Consider the following 13340-nt stretch of genomic DNA (forward strand, 5'->3'; position numbering starts at 1 on the left):
CCGCGTCGAGAAGGGCCCTCCACCGAAGGGGCGGAGCAACTTCTTCGTCGCAAACTGGAATTTTAGGACCGGAGTGGAACCGGTTCCACTTTTGTACCAGTCGGTGATAGGCTGTGTCAACAGTCACACCGGAACGCAAACGAAGGTTTCTCAGGGAGCATCCCAGGGCTAATGAACAGCTCGTGGTGATCGCATGCCGGGCCAGGAGCCTCACCGAGGAGGAGAAGTGAAGAAGGCGCCAACAATTCGCGATGTCGCGTCGGCGGCCGGAGTTTCAGTCTCGGTGGTGTCCCGGGTACTGAACCCTGACTCAGGCCCGGTCGCGCCGGCCAAGCGCGAAACGGTGTTGCGGGTCATTGACGAACTCGGGTACCGGCCCCGCGCCGCCGCCCGTGAACTCAGCGTCGGCCATACCCCCACAATTGGCCTGGTGGTAGCAGACCTGGCCAACCCCTTTTTTGCGCAGCTGGCCGACCGCGTCGTCTGGGAGGCCCGCAGCCACGGCGTGCAGGTGATGGTGATGACCACCCAGGAAGACCCCCACCTTGAAGCCGACAGCCTGGACACACTCCTTGACCGCTCAGTCGGAGGAGTCATTGCCACGCCCACCGGAGCAAACATTGAGAAGTGGGGACGTCTCCAGTCCCTGGGTGTGAATGTGGTCTTCGTCGACCGCACCATTCCGGAACTCGAAGACGTGGACCTGGTGAGCATCGAAAACGTAGATTCGGCCCGACGCGCCACCGAACACATGCTCGGCCTCGGACACAGGCGTATTGGCCTCATTACCGGGCCCGTCAGCACCTCGACGGGGCGGTCCAGAATCGAGGGCTACAAAGCCGCGCACAACAACTTTTCGATCAGCGTGGACCCCCAGCTCATCCGGGATGTAGCGTTCCGGGGAGACGGCGGGGGTGACGCCGTCGGGTCTCTTCTGGCCCTGCCGGACCGCCCCACGGCGCTCATTGTGGCCAACACAGCCCAGGTTCTGAGCTCCGTCCGACGCCTTGTCCAGATCGGCGTGCGGATACCTGACGACCTGTCGGTCATTGTCTTTGACGACAACCCCTGGACAGAACTGACCAACCCGCCGTTGAGCGTGATCCGTCAGCCGATCGACATGCTCGCGGTGCACTCGTTGGAGCTGGTTCTGGGAAGGATGCAGGGACGGCTCCCTGCGGCCCCCCGCACGATTGAAGTTAAGGCCGACTTTGTCCCACGCAGCAGTTGCTCACCTCTCGCCCTCTCCCCTATCAGCTAAGGAAATTTCATGACCGTCATTGTTACCGCCGTGTTCACACCCAAGGAAGGGGCCTTCAGCAAGGTAGCCGCCGCCCTTTCCCCCGCCATCGCCGAAGTGCATCAGGAACCCGGGTGCCTGCTGTACGCCATCCATGAAGCGCCCAACGGGCAGATCGTCATGATTGAAAAGTGGGAAAGCGCCGAGCTGCTCGATGCCCACGGCGCCGGCGATGCCGTCAAACGGCTCAACGCTTCGCTCGAGGGGCTCCTGGCAGAACCCGTGGAGGTGACCCGCCTGGTGCCGATCCCGGCCGGGACTTCCCGGCAGGGCGCACTCTAAGAAGCAACCGAAACGAACAGCGGTCGACGGCGGGACTTCCCGCCGTCGACCGCTTGCGTTTTACCCGGGGGACGTTGCTGAATCCGGACGTCGGGCGCTAGTCCGGCAGCCTGCCGGCGTCGTCGAAGGGTCCGTGGCGGCGCCGCCGCAGCTGTTGACCGGGCACGGACGGCGGGCCTGAAAGCGGGGTGTGTTCCCGCCGTCGCCCGGCGAATTCGCTAAACCGGTCGACAGCCTGCTGGGCCGCCGCCTGCAAGTCGGGCTCCAGGGTAGCGGCCCGGGCATAGGTGCCCACTGCGGTAAGGGCGTCGCCTAGCAGGCGGGCGGGAACGTCCCCGGATGCGCCGGCCTGCTGCAGTATGGCCTCGCGATCAGCCGCGAGCGTGTCAGCCATGGTGCCCACGGTGATGCGCTGCCACACATCCGGGATGCCCTCCACGTTTGCCAGCTTTTCGCGCAGCGGCCACGATGCGACGAACCGGGCAAGCCACGCCCTGTGGAGCATTTTGTTCCGCTTTTTGTGCCGCCAGTCCTGCCAGTGCGGGTAGAAGCTGAAGACGACGGCGAACGGCACGATGATTCCCAGCACTACAAGCGCCCAGTCCGCTTCCCCGGTGTAGGGTCCGTCTGCCGCGTCGCTGTAAACGGACCACATCGCGCCTCCGGAAATGCACAACAGGATCCACGTGACGCCCAAGATATTCCGGATGCGTTTCTGCGACGTGGTGGCGTACTGGACCGGGGCTGGTTCAGAGACGATGAGGGCTTCAACCTCAGTGAGCCCGGTGTTCAGCCGTCTGGAGGTCCCTGCACCCTGGACACCGGATTCGTGCGGCACTTCCAGGTACACCGGCGGTAATCCCTGTGGTTCCCGTCCAGGCACAGTAGTTCCGTCGTCCATGTCTCCCCCAATAAGGCCGTCCGGATTGGACACTTGAGTATAAGGTCCACCCCTGGCCGCCGAACGCAGGCACGGGCAGCGGGCACCCGGACGCGGGCCGAGCAGGGCCGATCCTACGCCGCGGTGAATAGCGCCCATTCAGGGAAGGGGTCCACGGGTAGTGGTGGCCCGGTCTCTCCGGGACCGGGGTCCTCGCCTGTGTGGCCGTCGTGGTCCGCGGGGCCGACTGCGTGGTCGGTGACGTCGGGCCAGTCGGGTGGTTCCCGTTCCGGTTCCCACCCGGGGTCCTCGCTTGTGTGGCCGTCGTGGTCCGCGGGGCCGTGGGCGGCGGTTTGTGCGTCGGGCCAGTGGGGTGGTTCCCAGTCCTGTTGTTCGCTGGGGTAGGAGCGTCCTGCGGGTGAGATCCAGGCCGGTGGCTGGTCCCGGGTGGCGCCGATCGGCCGCCAGGCTGTGGTGTGTTTGAGCCGGTGGTGCTTCCGGCATGGCTGGCCCAGGTTGGTGATGCCGGTGCCGCCACCGTCGGACCATGCCAGCAGGTGGTCCGCTTCGTTGTCCAGGGAGTGGTTGGTGCAGCCGGGAAAGGGGCACCGGCCGTCCCGAAGCCGCAGCCATTGGCGCATCGCTTTCGGAACCCGGTAGCTGCTGCGTCCGATTTCCAGCGGCGCCCCGCTGCGTGGATCGGTCAGCACACGCAGGAACGATCCGGCGCCATCGGCGACAAGCCGGCGGGCCATGCCCGGCGGAACCGGACCGTACCCGTCCAGGGTGGCCGGTTCCGTCCCGGCGCCCAGGAGCGAGAACACCGGCACGGTCACCAACACCTGTGCTTTCGGCGACGGAACACCCTCGGTGACGCCGGCGATGAGCCAGTCAGCGGCGACGTCCGCGCGGAGCTGGGTCAGGGTCCGGGATTCGGCCGGCCCCTGCAGGGCACGGGCCGCTTCCGTGGCACGGGCCCACACACCGGCCGCCACGTCCGCACTCACGTAGGCCGAGAGCCAGGCCATGCCGTCCCGGTCCGGGGCATAGTCCAGCCGACGGTCCTCCACGCCCTTGCTGTGGCGCGCTTCGATACTTACCGGATGGTGCCGCTCACGCCAGCTCCGCGCCTTGGTCCGGAACCTGCCCGGCACCAGCTCCCCGGCCGGGCAGCCCCGCGCAGCAAAAGGAGCTTCGGGGTCCAGGAAATGCCCCTCCAGGGCAGCAGCCGCGACCGGGTCAAGACCGGATGTTTCATCACACATCACCCGCGCGTGCTGCCACGAAATGCCCCCGGCCCGCAGCGCGGACAGCGTCAGGGGCAACCGGGTGGTCAGGGTGACTGCCTCATCCAGGAGTGCGGCGGCCGATCTTTCACTCACCGTCAGCACACACGCCACTTCTGCCGTCACTGCCATGTCCCGGGCCGTGCGCTCCTGCGGGGAAACGACCGGGGCCGCCAAGGCCGCGGCAGCGGCCGCGTACCCGGCGGCGAAGTGCACTTTCACCGCGGCCAGCATGGCTTCCATGCTGCCCGCCTCAGCCATGCCGTCCAGGCACGCGTCCGCTTCGTCCCGAAGAGGATTGGGACTCGGGGCCGCGCTTCCGGCCACGCGACCGGCGAACGCAGCCAGCGCAGAAAGGGAGGCCGCCATGCCCTCCAACGTCTCCGCCACTGCCTTGCCGTCCATACCCACAGCATGCCAGCAGGCACCGACAAAAAACCCCGGACAATCAACCCCGCTTCAAAGCCGCAGGCAGAGTCAGCCTTCCAGAATCTGCCTGATCCCGAACTCTCCGACGGCGAACATCCGCGGATTGTCGTCCGAGTTGCTCAACATGGCGGTGGAAAGGATGAGAGCCCAGCCGCGGGCCCTAAGCCAGGTGTCGCTGTCCGCTGCGGGGCCAAAGGCGTCCATGAAGCGTTGGCGGGCGCCGCCGTCGAACATCAGCCATCCCACGGCGAGATCGACAGCCGGGTCTCCTGCCCCGACGTCGCCGAAATCGATGACGCCGGCCAGCGAGCCGTCGTCCGCCAGCAGGATATTGCCCGGGTGGAGGTCCCCGTGGAGCATCATCGCCGGGCCATCCCAGGCTTCAGCGGCACAGGCCATTGCCCACACATCCCTCAGTGCTGCCGCCTGCGGGTAGCGTCCGCGGTCCGCGAGCCGTTCCACCACCGCAGAGTCACGGTCCGTCAGCGGGACGCCGCGGAAAGGATTCACCGGGACGCCGGTGTCGGCCGGCACGTGGAGGGACAGGAGGAAATCGGCCAGGCCCTCGGCGGCGCGCCCGCGGTCTGCAAGGCCGGCGTCGGCAGCGGCGGCTCCGGGGACCCACCGCACGATGCTCCACGGCCACGGAAAGTCCGACGTCGGCCGGCCGGCATGGATGGGAACAGGAACCGCTACCGGGGAGCGGCGGGCTATCTCGGGAAGGTAGCGCTGCTCATGCAGTATCAGCGGAACGGCCTCCTCCCGGCGCGGCAGCCGGACGGCCAGGTCGTCGCCGAGCCGGAACGTCGCGTTGTCCCAGCCATTCGCCACCCGCGCCAACGGACGGTCGCCGAGGTCGGGCCGCTGGTCCCGGACCAGGCGCTGGACGACGGCGTCACTCACTCCCAGCGTGGCTGGTGGCATTCCCGCCATTCAGGTTTCCCCCTTCCGTGTTCCTGCATTTACATTTTCCGGCGAGGCGTCCGGTCCTTTCCATTGTCAGGTACGGACGGTGCGGTCCGCCTTGGGGCGGCCATGCCAAGCGGACGACGGCGGGACGTCCCGCCGTCGTCCGCTTGCGTTTGATAACGGTCAGCGTTCTTGCGGTGCCGGATCGGAGAACAGCCGGATCAGCCCGTCGATTTCGCGGGCTGCCTCGGTGGGATGCCGGAAATGCTGGTGCGGCTCAATGGTGTAGAAGGTGCGGCGTCCCACCCGGGTGCGGCGCAGGTATCCGCCGCTTTCGAGGTCCTTGAGGATCTGGAGGGCTGCCCGCGTCGTGATGCCCACCCGGCCGGCGATGTCCGCCACGCGGATTTCGGGGTCCGACGCCACCGCCAGCAGCACGTGCCCGTGGTTGGTGAGGAAGGTCCACCCGGCCCGCCCGGAGGCGGGCGGGCCGGGTAGGGATACTTCCTCCGGATTCACGTCCGGACCGGTTTCTTGCCGGGACGACGCCACAGGGGTTCCAGTGCTTCAATCTCCTCGTCCGAGGCGGTTCCGAAGGGCGGGTTCGCCGGCGCGGGGAGCGCGTGGCGTCCCTGCCCACGGGTGGCCCAGAGGCTTGCCCCGATGGATACGCCGAGGATCGTGGCGATGACCGCCAGGGACACCGGGGTGGGGATGTAGTAGATGTCGATCTTGAGGAGCATCTTGATGCCTACCCAGATCAGGACCAGTGCGAGGCCGATCTTGAGGTAAATGAACCGGTGGATCAGGTCGGCCAGGAGGAAGTACATGGCCCGGAGTCCCAGGATGGCGAAGGCGTTGGCGGTGAAGACGAGGAATACTTCGTCGGTGACGGCGAAGATCGCCGGGATGGAGTCCACTGCGAAGATGATGTCCGTGACCTCCACCAGGACCAGGACGGCCAGCAACGGGGTGGCGAGGAGGGCACCGTTCTTGCGGACCATGAAGCGCTGGCCGTGGAAGTTCCCGGTCATGGGCACCCGCCGACGGAAGAGCGCCAGTGCTTTGGATTTCTCCGGGTCCAGGTGTTCGTTGCGGTGGCGGATCATCTGGACGCCGGTGTAGAGCAGGAAGGCCGCGAAGATGTACAGCACCCATCCGGCGCTGGCGATGATCGCGGAGCCGGCCGCGATGAAGATGCCCCGGAACACCAGGGCGCCCAGCACTCCGAAGAACAGGACGCGGTGCTGGTACTCCCGGGGCACCGCGAAGTACGTGAAGATGATGGCCCAGATGAACACGTTGTCCACGGCGAGGGACTTCTCAATCAAGTAGCCGGCGAAGTACTGCTGGCCGAGTTCGGCCCCGTAGATCCGCCACACCAGGGCACCGAAACCAACTCCGAAGGCAACCCAGACAGCAGACCACACGGCCGCTTCCCGGACGCCGATCACATGCGCCTTACGGTGCGCGAAAAGGTCCACGGCCAGCATGAGGACAATAAAGCCAAGGACGGCCAACCAGGCCCATAGGGGAACGTTCATGAGACAAACCCGCTTCCAGTCAGTTCAACCAACTGGAGGTCTTTCCCGGTCCTCTGGGACCTGTCCCGCCGGGCCGTTCAGGGACGGCCGGACTGACGACGGAACATTCAGGGGATACTCCCCTCCGTACGAAATAGTGAAACATATTTCACCTGTCGCGGCAATGGGTGAGCTGGTGCTTCTCAGGCCGGGGGACGCGGCTGGACGTGGAGGGTTTCCAGATAGTCGTCGTCGTACTTGTCGTCCCGCACGTCGTCATTCGGGAAACCACCGGGAAGGGTCCCCTGATTCAGGCCGGCCAGAAGGAGATGCTCAAGCCCCGGTTCGGTGTTCAAGGCGGTTGCCTGGACGGTTTCGGAGGCCACGCCGGGTATTTTTGCGTTGGCCATTTCATCGATGCCGGCCACGCCGGCTGCGACCAGTAAAAACGCCGCGACGGCAGCCAGCCCGGGAACTGTTCTCCTTCTCCATGCACTCATACCCTCATCGTGGTCTGCGCGCATGGGAACGAGGCACCGTTTGCCTATGGGCAGGCTGTGAAAGGCCAGCGAAGTACGACGGCGGGGGGACGACGGCGGGCGGTCCCGCCGTCGTGGTTTGACGGGAAGGCCCGCTGTTGTTCACAGTAAGTCAGTGCTCTTGAACGTTGAACAAAGCGCCCCGGGCACTCCCGCCCCCGGCACACGGCCGCGGAAGCGGCAGATTGCGGCCCTCCTCGGTTTCCTGGCGGCGTCCTGGGCGGTGTCCCTGCTGGGCTCCCTGCCGATCAGGATGAACAGTGCCTGGTATGCGGCCGCGGACAAGGCGCCGTGGACCCCGCCGGGGTGGATGTTCGGCTCCGCCTGGCTGGTGCTGTACGCGGCCATGGCGGTGGCGGCGTGGCTGGTGTGGCGGCAACAGCGCTTCCCACGCCGGGATGCGCTCAAGGTCTATGGCGGCCTGATGCTGCTGAACTTGTCGTGGCCCCTCATGTTCTTCGGCATGTATCCGATGATGGGCACCACCGCCCTGTGGCTGGCCCTGCTGGTGATCGCAGCCCACGCCGTGATTGCGACCCTCGCGGTGCTGCACTTCGGGCCGATCAGTACAACGGCGGGGGTACTGATGCTGCCCTACGTTTCGTGGCTGGTGTTCTCGGGGAGCCTGAACCTGTACGCCGCCCTGAACAACTAAGGCCGCCTCCCGTTTCGGACGTTGGCTGTTGTAGGGTCTGGCGGTATGGCACTGCAACTCGTTCAGGTGAATTTCAAGGCCCGGGATGACGCAGCGCTCGGCCGGTTTTGGGCGGAGGCGCTCGGCTGGGGTGTTTCCAGCGAAGGGCCCGGAGTGACCAACGTTGAACCCGTGGGCTTCGTCTGGCCGGACCCCGTCGCCGTCTGCGTGGATGTGGTCACCGTCCCCGACCCCGACACGATCAACTACAGGGCGCACCTCGATCTCGCCACCACCTCCGCGGCCCACCAGACGGAGCTGGTCGCGCGGCTGAAGGAGCTTGGAGCGACGCCCGCCGACGTGGGCCAGGGTGATGTGCCGTGGACGGCATTGGCCGACCCGGAGGGCAATCTGTTCCGGGTGCTGGAGCCACGGTCGATCTACCGGGACACCGGGCCTATTGCCGCGGTGGTGGTCAACTGTGCGGACCCGCGGGCCATGGCCAGGTTCTGGAGCGAGGCGATGGACTGGACGCTGCACGAGGTGACTGACGATCATGCCAGGCTGCGTTCGGCCAAGGGTGTGGGGCCGTATCTCGAGTTCCTTAGGACTCCCGTTTTGAAGACCGTCTGCGGCCGCGTCCATCTCGACCTGATGCCGTACCCCGGCGATGATCAGGCAGCAGAGGTGGCCCGGCTGCGGGCTCTGGGCGCCACTGACGCCGACGTCGGCCAGGGCGACGTGCCATGGGTGTGCCTCGCCGACTCGGAGGGCAACGAGTTCTGCGTCCTCGCCCCGCGGTGACGCGAGGCGGCTCGGCTGGCGGCGCTTCCCGCCGTCGTCCGCAGCCAGCCTCACAACGTGGCGGCTTCTTCCTCCGCCAATCGGATCAATCGGAGTTCGTCCTCCACAGCGCGGGTGGGCCAATAGTCCCTGGCCAGCTCGTTTGCCCGGGTGAGGTCTGCTGCCGGGAAGAGCTTGCCGAGCAGTCCGGCCGCCTGAAGCAGGGCGATCAGCACTGTGGTCCTGACATCCGGCCCCTTAGGCTCAGGCTTGGCGGCAGGCTTCGCAACATCAGGCGTCGTGGAACCGGAAGTAGCGGCATCGGCCGCCGTGGCATCAGGCACCGCAGCATCAGTAGCCCCGGCCTCAGGGGCCTCGAGATCGGACGCCGCACCGCTGAGTGCCGCTTCGATCTTTTTCAGGAGCGCCGCCTCCGCAGCGTGGTCCTTCTCGCGGTACCGCACGGCCCGGAACCGGCCCAAGTGCTTTTCGCCGACATGTTCCACGATGCCCTGTGCCGCCATGCCCTCATAGACACGCCGCACTTCGGCGCGGCCCTCCAATATGGCGACCCACCCCTTCGGAGTGTGGGGCCGGGATTTGCCGCGGATCAGTTCCAACTCGTACTGGAAGTCCGTTTGAGGGACGGTCCCGGTGGCCCTGACGTGCTTTCCCTGCAGCTCGATCGCACCGAGCAGCGCCAGCTCGGCCAATATTGCCCCTGCCACAGTGGTCCTGAGTGCGAACACCGGCACTTCAGGTTTGCCGTTGTTGTCGTTCGTAGCCAAGAGAAGGAAAGCCTGGGGAAGGCTCAGTTCCACCGCTTGAGCTGATTGAGCGTCCATAGCCTCATGGTGGCCCTGTTGCGCTGGCACCACAATGACGAACTACAAGCGGCGACGTCAACGTCAGCGGGAACGCCGTCAGCGAGCCCCGGCGGCGCTGCTCAGGTGCGCGGAGTCCGCTGTCCACCCGTCACGCAGGCTGGCGTGGCAGTCAGCCGCACGTCCGGCGACGTCGCCATGAACCGCAGACGTGATTGCCTCGACAACAGCGATTTGTCCGGTCGTGTCGGGGACGCCTGGAAATTGCACCTGCGGGGCCTCAACCGCGGCCACCGGAGAATCGTCCGTGGCACGCATGCGAAGAATCGCGATGGCGGAAATAAGGCACCAGGCAATGTTCGTGACCACGGAGGGCCACGCTTCGTGGACCGCACCGTTGACGATGAAGGCGCATGCACCGATGAGGTTAGCCACCTGGAAGCGCTTGCCGGCCTTCAACCAACCCATGGAGACAGACAGGTACGCCGACAGGATCAGAACTGCCCCCGACCAACCTGCGATTTCCCACAGCAGTTCCATGATGTCCTTTCGAGGTGATGCCCGGCTGCCATCCGCTGGCGGAATGAAGACGGCGGGCTATGCGTGTGCTTGGAAGTCCGGCCCGGATATCCCCCGCGGGCCTGTCATTTCAACAGCAATTATGAGGACGGCCCACCTTTAGAGCAATTGCATTCCACTGAAGACCTGGTTTAGAACTACTTAACATGGACATCGATCCGCGCCGGTTGCGCGTTCTTCTTGCAATTGCTCGTACGGGCGGCGTGCTGGCAGCCGCGGACGAGCTGGGACTTACGCCCTCGGCAGTCTCACAGCAGCTCACCAAATTGGAGGACGAGACGGGCCACGCCTTGGTGGTGCGCACACCCAAGGGCTCAGTTTTGACGCCCGCCGGCCTGGCAGTTGCCGAAGCAGGCGAAGAGATTGAACGCGCACTCAGTGTTGCCCGCGCCCGAATCGAAGGCGGGGCCAAGGTCGCAGGAGTCGTGCGCGTGGGCGGATTCACCAGCTTTGTTCGGACGGTGGTGATCCCGCGCCTGCCCGAGTGGCGCACCCAGTACCCGCAATTAGCGATCAGGATCGTTGAGGACGACTTCCCCGCCTTGATGCGGCTGCTGCGTCAGCGCCAGCTCGACGCCGTCGTGGTTGAGCTCGACTCGACGACCGCCGAGCAACGTTCACTTTCCGCCGGAATGATCGAAGAGCCCCTCCTTGACGAACCATGGAAGCTGGTGGTTCCCTCGGGTGCCCTGCTCACCACCGAGAACGTTGATCTTGCCGGGCTGCCCTTTCCGTGGCTCGGCGTCGAACCGTCCGCCGCCAACGCGGCGGTGCTCGGTCGCCTTCGCCAGTCAACGGGTGCCCGGATGGAGACGGTCCATCAGTACCAGGACACGCTGACAGCCCTCGCACTCGTGGCTGCGGGCGAGGGTATTGCGATCGCACCCACCCTGGCGTTGAGCGGCGTCCGCCATGACGGGGTGGATGTCCTGGACGTCCCCGGATTGGGCACGCGACGCATCGTCCTGCGACGGTTCGACCGGCGGCGGTCAGCCAACATGCCCGTGGACACAGTCGCGCGCCTCCTGCGGGAATCGGCGGCAGCGTTCGATACCCGGTCCACATCCTGACCGGCCGCACCAGAAGGGGCCGGACGACGGCGGGAGGTCCCGCCGTCGTCCGCTTACGTTTGGCGTTGCTGCACACAAGGCCGCCGTGCGGGGCAGCGGTCAGCCTGCGCCCTGGCCCTCGCGGGCCGTCTCCTCCAGAATCCTGGCTGAGGGGGCTGCCGTCATCAGCTGCCCGATCACCTCCGGCTTGTCCCACACGTCGCTGCGGAGTTTTTCCAGAAAGGCGTTCGCAGAGTCCTTGGTGTCGAAGTCAAGGAGCACGGCCACGTTGTTCCGGTCCTCCGTATCCCGGAACAGGCGGACAGATCTGGCGCCCGAGGCCGCCCGCCCTGCAGGATCGCTGTCGAAGACTTTCTTGAAAGCCTCGTAGTCCCGGACTGGATAGCTGATCTGCAAGGTGAACATCATCGTTCCTTTCGCTCGGGCTGTGGCAGCTCAAAGATAGGCCTTCGAGCGTCATCCCGGTAGGGCCGAACCGCTCGCGCTTTTCAGGCGCGGCGGTAGGCGAGGTTGCCCTCTTGTCCTGTGGTTGCTTCGGGTGCTGCAACTCCGTCGTCCTCGTAGTGTGTGGCCTTGGCGAGGTCGCGGCCGGCAATGTAACCGAAGGTCAGTGCCGGACCCAGATTGATCCCGCCGGCGGGGTAGTGCCCGCCCATAACGGAGGCCTGGTCATTGCCCGCGACGTACAGGCCACCAATGGGCTTGCCATGGTTGTCCAGTACCCGTGCCCGCGAATCGGCAGTGAGCCCGGCGAAGGTACCGAAGGATCCGGGAACAATCCTGACGGCATAGAAGGGCCCTTTTTCCAGGGCACGCAGTGAGGGGTTCGGGGTGTTCTTGGGGTCCCCGCCGTAGCGGTTGAATTCGCTGGCGCCGCGGTCGAAGTGGGGGTCAACGCCCTTGCGGGCGTTGTCATTGAATTCCGCGACGGTCGCAGCAAGCCCTTGCGGATCGATGCCGCAGGCTGCCGCCAGTTCCTCGAGGGTGTTGCCCTTTTTGAGGTAGCCGGACCGCAGGTAGGGGAACAGCGGCACCGGCAGCGGCTTGGCCATACCCAAGGGGAACTTGCGCACGAACGCGGCGTCGGCAATCTGCCAGGCTTCCACCGGTTCACCCTCCGGGGTGGCGTTGATCAGGCCTTCGATGTAGTCGTAGTAGCCGTTGGCCTCATTGACAAACCTTTTGCCGTCCCGGCGGACGCCGATGCTGCCCGGCTTTGCCCGGTCCATGATGTGGGGGAACGTTCCGGTGCGTCCGCTGCGGTACGGGACCAGGGAGACAGGGCACCAGGCGGCCGGGGACTCCACATCGGTCTCGAAGCGGGCGCCCACCGCCTGGGCCATGGTGATACCGTCGCCGGTGGTTTCCTTCGGCGCGAGTGTCCAGTGCTCCCGGCCGGTGGGGGTCCTGGGGAAAAGCTCCTTGCGGCGGGCTACGTCGTGGGGGAACCCGCCGGCGGCCAGGACAACCCCACGGGAGGCGTTGATCTGCAGGTCTCCGTCCGGGGAACTTACGACGGCGCCCGTCACCTTGCCTGCCCCGTCGGTCAGCAGGTGCCTGGCCGGGGTGGAAACGCGGATCTCCACGCCCAGGTCATCGGCGGACTTCAGCAGCCGGCCGGTGAGCGCGGTCCCGTTGACCAGCTGCATGTTGCGGCGATGCGTGAGGAGGTCCAGGAGGTGGAAGGCTACCCGCCAGCCGGCGTGGAAAATGCCCCGGATGTTGCCCTGGGAGGCGGAAAGGAACTTTGTCAGGTCCGGACCTGCCATGATGCCCATGCCCAGAAAAGATGTCTCATAGAGCTGGTGGCGCATCTTGGCGCGCAGTTCGGGCTTGATCCGGCGGGCGTTCATTGGCTTCGGTCCCACTGAGCGGTGCCCTGTGCCCGCTCCAGGAGTGCTGCCGTAAATGTCCTTGATCCTGGCTCCCGGCACAAACTGGAGGCTGGTTTTGTCCTGGAAAAAGCCCACCATATGAGGGACCGCCTCCAGGAATGCCTCTACCCTGTTTTCCTGATAGTTCCGGCCGAGCCGGTGGCGCAGGTAGGTGCGGAACTGTTCGCGGTCCTCCTGGACGCCGTCGGCCTTGGCCAGCGGGTTGCCGGGGGTCCATGCCCACCCCCCGGACCAGGATGTCGCACCGCCACAGACGTCGGCCTTTTCAACAACCACTACCTTCAGCCCGTGGTAGGCGGCCGTCACGGCGGCGGACAGACCGCCCGCGCCGGAGCCGACCACCAGGACATCGCAGTCCAGGCTCGGGAGGGCAGATGATGGATTTGCTGGTGTAGTCATTTTCGGTG

15 protein-coding genes are annotated in these 13340 nt (G+C 65.9%); 5 read left to right on the forward strand and 10 right to left on the reverse strand.

Annotated elements, in window-relative coordinates; genetic code table 11:
• Positions 1-226 precede the first annotated feature (226 nt).
• Positions 227-1261: a LacI family DNA-binding transcriptional regulator gene (locus tag ACSQ12_RS18850; protein WP_436066460.1), complete on the forward strand. Its 1035-nt coding sequence runs from the start codon at positions 227-229 to the stop codon at positions 1259-1261.
• 9 nt (positions 1262-1270) lie between these two features.
• Positions 1271-1582, forward strand: coding sequence for a putative quinol monooxygenase (locus ACSQ12_RS18855; protein ID WP_436066461.1), 312 nt, complete (start codon positions 1271-1273; stop codon positions 1580-1582).
• A 97-nt stretch (positions 1583-1679) separates the two neighbouring features.
• Here ACSQ12_RS18855 and ACSQ12_RS18860 read toward each other — a convergent pair whose 3' ends face one another.
• The 6 genes from ACSQ12_RS18860 to ACSQ12_RS18885 form a co-directional block, all read right to left on the reverse strand.
• Positions 1680-2483, reverse strand: a complete 804-nt coding sequence (locus tag ACSQ12_RS18860; protein ID WP_436066462.1) for a hypothetical protein — start codon at positions 2481-2483, stop codon at positions 1680-1682.
• 113 nt (positions 2484-2596) lie between these two features.
• A complete protein-coding gene (locus ACSQ12_RS18865; protein WP_436066463.1) occupies positions 2597-4153 on the reverse strand; it encodes a DUF222 domain-containing protein in 1557 nt (518 codons plus the stop codon).
• A 72-nt stretch (positions 4154-4225) separates the two neighbouring features.
• On the reverse strand, positions 4226-5101 hold the full coding sequence (locus ACSQ12_RS18870; protein WP_436066464.1) for an aminoglycoside phosphotransferase family protein: 876 nt from the start codon (positions 5099-5101) through the stop codon (positions 4226-4228).
• Between the two features lie 168 nt (positions 5102-5269).
• Positions 5270-5605: a helix-turn-helix transcriptional regulator gene (locus ACSQ12_RS18875; protein WP_436066465.1), complete on the reverse strand. Its 336-nt coding sequence runs from the start codon at positions 5603-5605 to the stop codon at positions 5270-5272.
• Positions 5602-6630 carry a TerC family protein gene (locus ACSQ12_RS18880; RefSeq protein WP_436066466.1) on the reverse strand — a complete coding sequence of 343 codons (1029 nt, stop codon included), beginning with the start codon at positions 6628-6630 and terminating at the stop codon, positions 5602-5604. Before ACSQ12_RS18880 ends, ACSQ12_RS18875 begins: the two co-directional genes overlap by 4 nt.
• 182 nt (positions 6631-6812) lie before the next feature.
• Positions 6813-7109 (reverse strand): hypothetical protein, encoded by a 297-nt coding sequence (locus ACSQ12_RS18885; RefSeq protein ID WP_436066467.1) that lies wholly within the window; start codon positions 7107-7109, stop codon positions 6813-6815.
• A 154-nt stretch (positions 7110-7263) separates the two neighbouring features.
• Here ACSQ12_RS18885 and ACSQ12_RS18890 point away from each other — a divergent pair, with 154 nt between their 5' ends.
• Together ACSQ12_RS18890 and ACSQ12_RS18895 are read left to right on the forward strand one after the other, a co-directional pair.
• Positions 7264-7803 (forward strand): TspO/MBR family protein, encoded by a 540-nt coding sequence (locus ACSQ12_RS18890; RefSeq protein ID WP_436066468.1) that lies wholly within the window; start codon positions 7264-7266, stop codon positions 7801-7803.
• Positions 7804-7848: 45 nt separating this feature from the next.
• On the forward strand, positions 7849-8586 hold the full coding sequence (locus tag ACSQ12_RS18895; protein ID WP_436066469.1) for a VOC family protein: 738 nt from the start codon (positions 7849-7851) through the stop codon (positions 8584-8586).
• Between the two features lie 50 nt (positions 8587-8636).
• Here ACSQ12_RS18895 and ACSQ12_RS18900 read toward each other — a convergent pair whose 3' ends face one another.
• On the reverse strand, positions 8637-9410 hold the full coding sequence (locus ACSQ12_RS18900; protein WP_436066470.1) for a GOLPH3/VPS74 family protein: 774 nt from the start codon (positions 9408-9410) through the stop codon (positions 8637-8639).
• Positions 9411-9488: 78 nt separating this feature from the next.
• Positions 9489-9929 carry a CBU_0592 family membrane protein gene (locus tag ACSQ12_RS18905; RefSeq protein WP_436066471.1) on the reverse strand — a complete coding sequence of 147 codons (441 nt, stop codon included), beginning with the start codon at positions 9927-9929 and terminating at the stop codon, positions 9489-9491.
• A gap of 185 nt (positions 9930-10114) precedes the next feature.
• Between ACSQ12_RS18905 and ACSQ12_RS18910 the strand changes: the two genes are divergently transcribed.
• Complete coding sequence (locus ACSQ12_RS18910) at positions 10115-11038, forward strand: LysR family transcriptional regulator (protein ID WP_209742294.1); 924 nt, start codon at positions 10115-10117, stop codon at positions 11036-11038.
• A gap of 99 nt (positions 11039-11137) precedes the next feature.
• On the opposite strand, the gene ACSQ12_RS18915 is transcribed toward ACSQ12_RS18910, so the two are convergent.
• Both ACSQ12_RS18915 and ACSQ12_RS18920 read right to left on the reverse strand, forming a co-directional pair.
• Positions 11138-11446 (reverse strand): hypothetical protein, encoded by a 309-nt coding sequence (locus ACSQ12_RS18915; RefSeq protein ID WP_436066472.1) that lies wholly within the window; start codon positions 11444-11446, stop codon positions 11138-11140.
• Positions 11447-11526: 80 nt separating this feature from the next.
• Positions 11527-13332 carry an FAD-dependent oxidoreductase gene (locus ACSQ12_RS18920; RefSeq protein ID WP_436066473.1) on the reverse strand — a complete coding sequence of 602 codons (1806 nt, stop codon included), beginning with the start codon at positions 13330-13332 and terminating at the stop codon, positions 11527-11529.
• Positions 13333-13340: the final 8 nt, after the last annotated feature.

Source organism: Arthrobacter sp. LjRoot14, from assembly GCF_964253905.1.
Classification (GTDB): Bacteria; Actinomycetota; Actinomycetes; order Actinomycetales; family Micrococcaceae; genus Arthrobacter.

What these genes read in the sequence shown, in the direction of transcription:
- ACSQ12_RS18900 (WP_436066470.1), bottom strand. Translation starts at nt 9,410, where the DNA reads ATGGACGCTCAATCAGCTCAAGCGGTGGAACTGAGCCTTCCCCAGGCT.
- ACSQ12_RS18860 (WP_436066462.1), bottom strand. Translation starts at nt 2,483, where the DNA reads ATGGACGACGGAACTACTGTGCCTGGACGGGAACCACAGGGATTACCG.
- ACSQ12_RS18915 (WP_436066472.1), bottom strand. Translation starts at nt 11,446, where the DNA reads ATGATGTTCACCTTGCAGATCAGCTATCCAGTCCGGGACTACGAGGCT.
- ACSQ12_RS18885 (WP_436066467.1), bottom strand. Translation starts at nt 7,109, where the DNA reads ATGAGTGCATGGAGAAGGAGAACAGTTCCCGGGCTGGCTGCCGTCGCG.
- ACSQ12_RS18880 (WP_436066466.1), bottom strand. Translation starts at nt 6,630, where the DNA reads ATGAACGTTCCCCTATGGGCCTGGTTGGCCGTCCTTGGCTTTATTGTC.
- ACSQ12_RS18865 (WP_436066463.1), bottom strand. Translation starts at nt 4,153, where the DNA reads ATGGACGGCAAGGCAGTGGCGGAGACGTTGGAGGGCATGGCGGCCTCC.
- ACSQ12_RS18905 (WP_436066471.1), bottom strand. Translation starts at nt 9,929, where the DNA reads ATGGAACTGCTGTGGGAAATCGCAGGTTGGTCGGGGGCAGTTCTGATC.
- ACSQ12_RS18870 (WP_436066464.1), bottom strand. Translation starts at nt 5,101, where the DNA reads ATGCCACCAGCCACGCTGGGAGTGAGTGACGCCGTCGTCCAGCGCCTG.
- ACSQ12_RS18920 (WP_436066473.1), bottom strand. Translation starts at nt 13,332, where the DNA reads ATGACTACACCAGCAAATCCATCATCTGCCCTCCCGAGCCTGGACTGC.
- ACSQ12_RS18895 (WP_436066469.1), top strand. Translation starts at nt 7,849, where the DNA reads ATGGCACTGCAACTCGTTCAGGTGAATTTCAAGGCCCGGGATGACGCA.
- ACSQ12_RS18910 (WP_209742294.1), top strand. Translation starts at nt 10,115, where the DNA reads ATGGACATCGATCCGCGCCGGTTGCGCGTTCTTCTTGCAATTGCTCGT.
- ACSQ12_RS18855 (WP_436066461.1), top strand. Translation starts at nt 1,271, where the DNA reads ATGACCGTCATTGTTACCGCCGTGTTCACACCCAAGGAAGGGGCCTTC.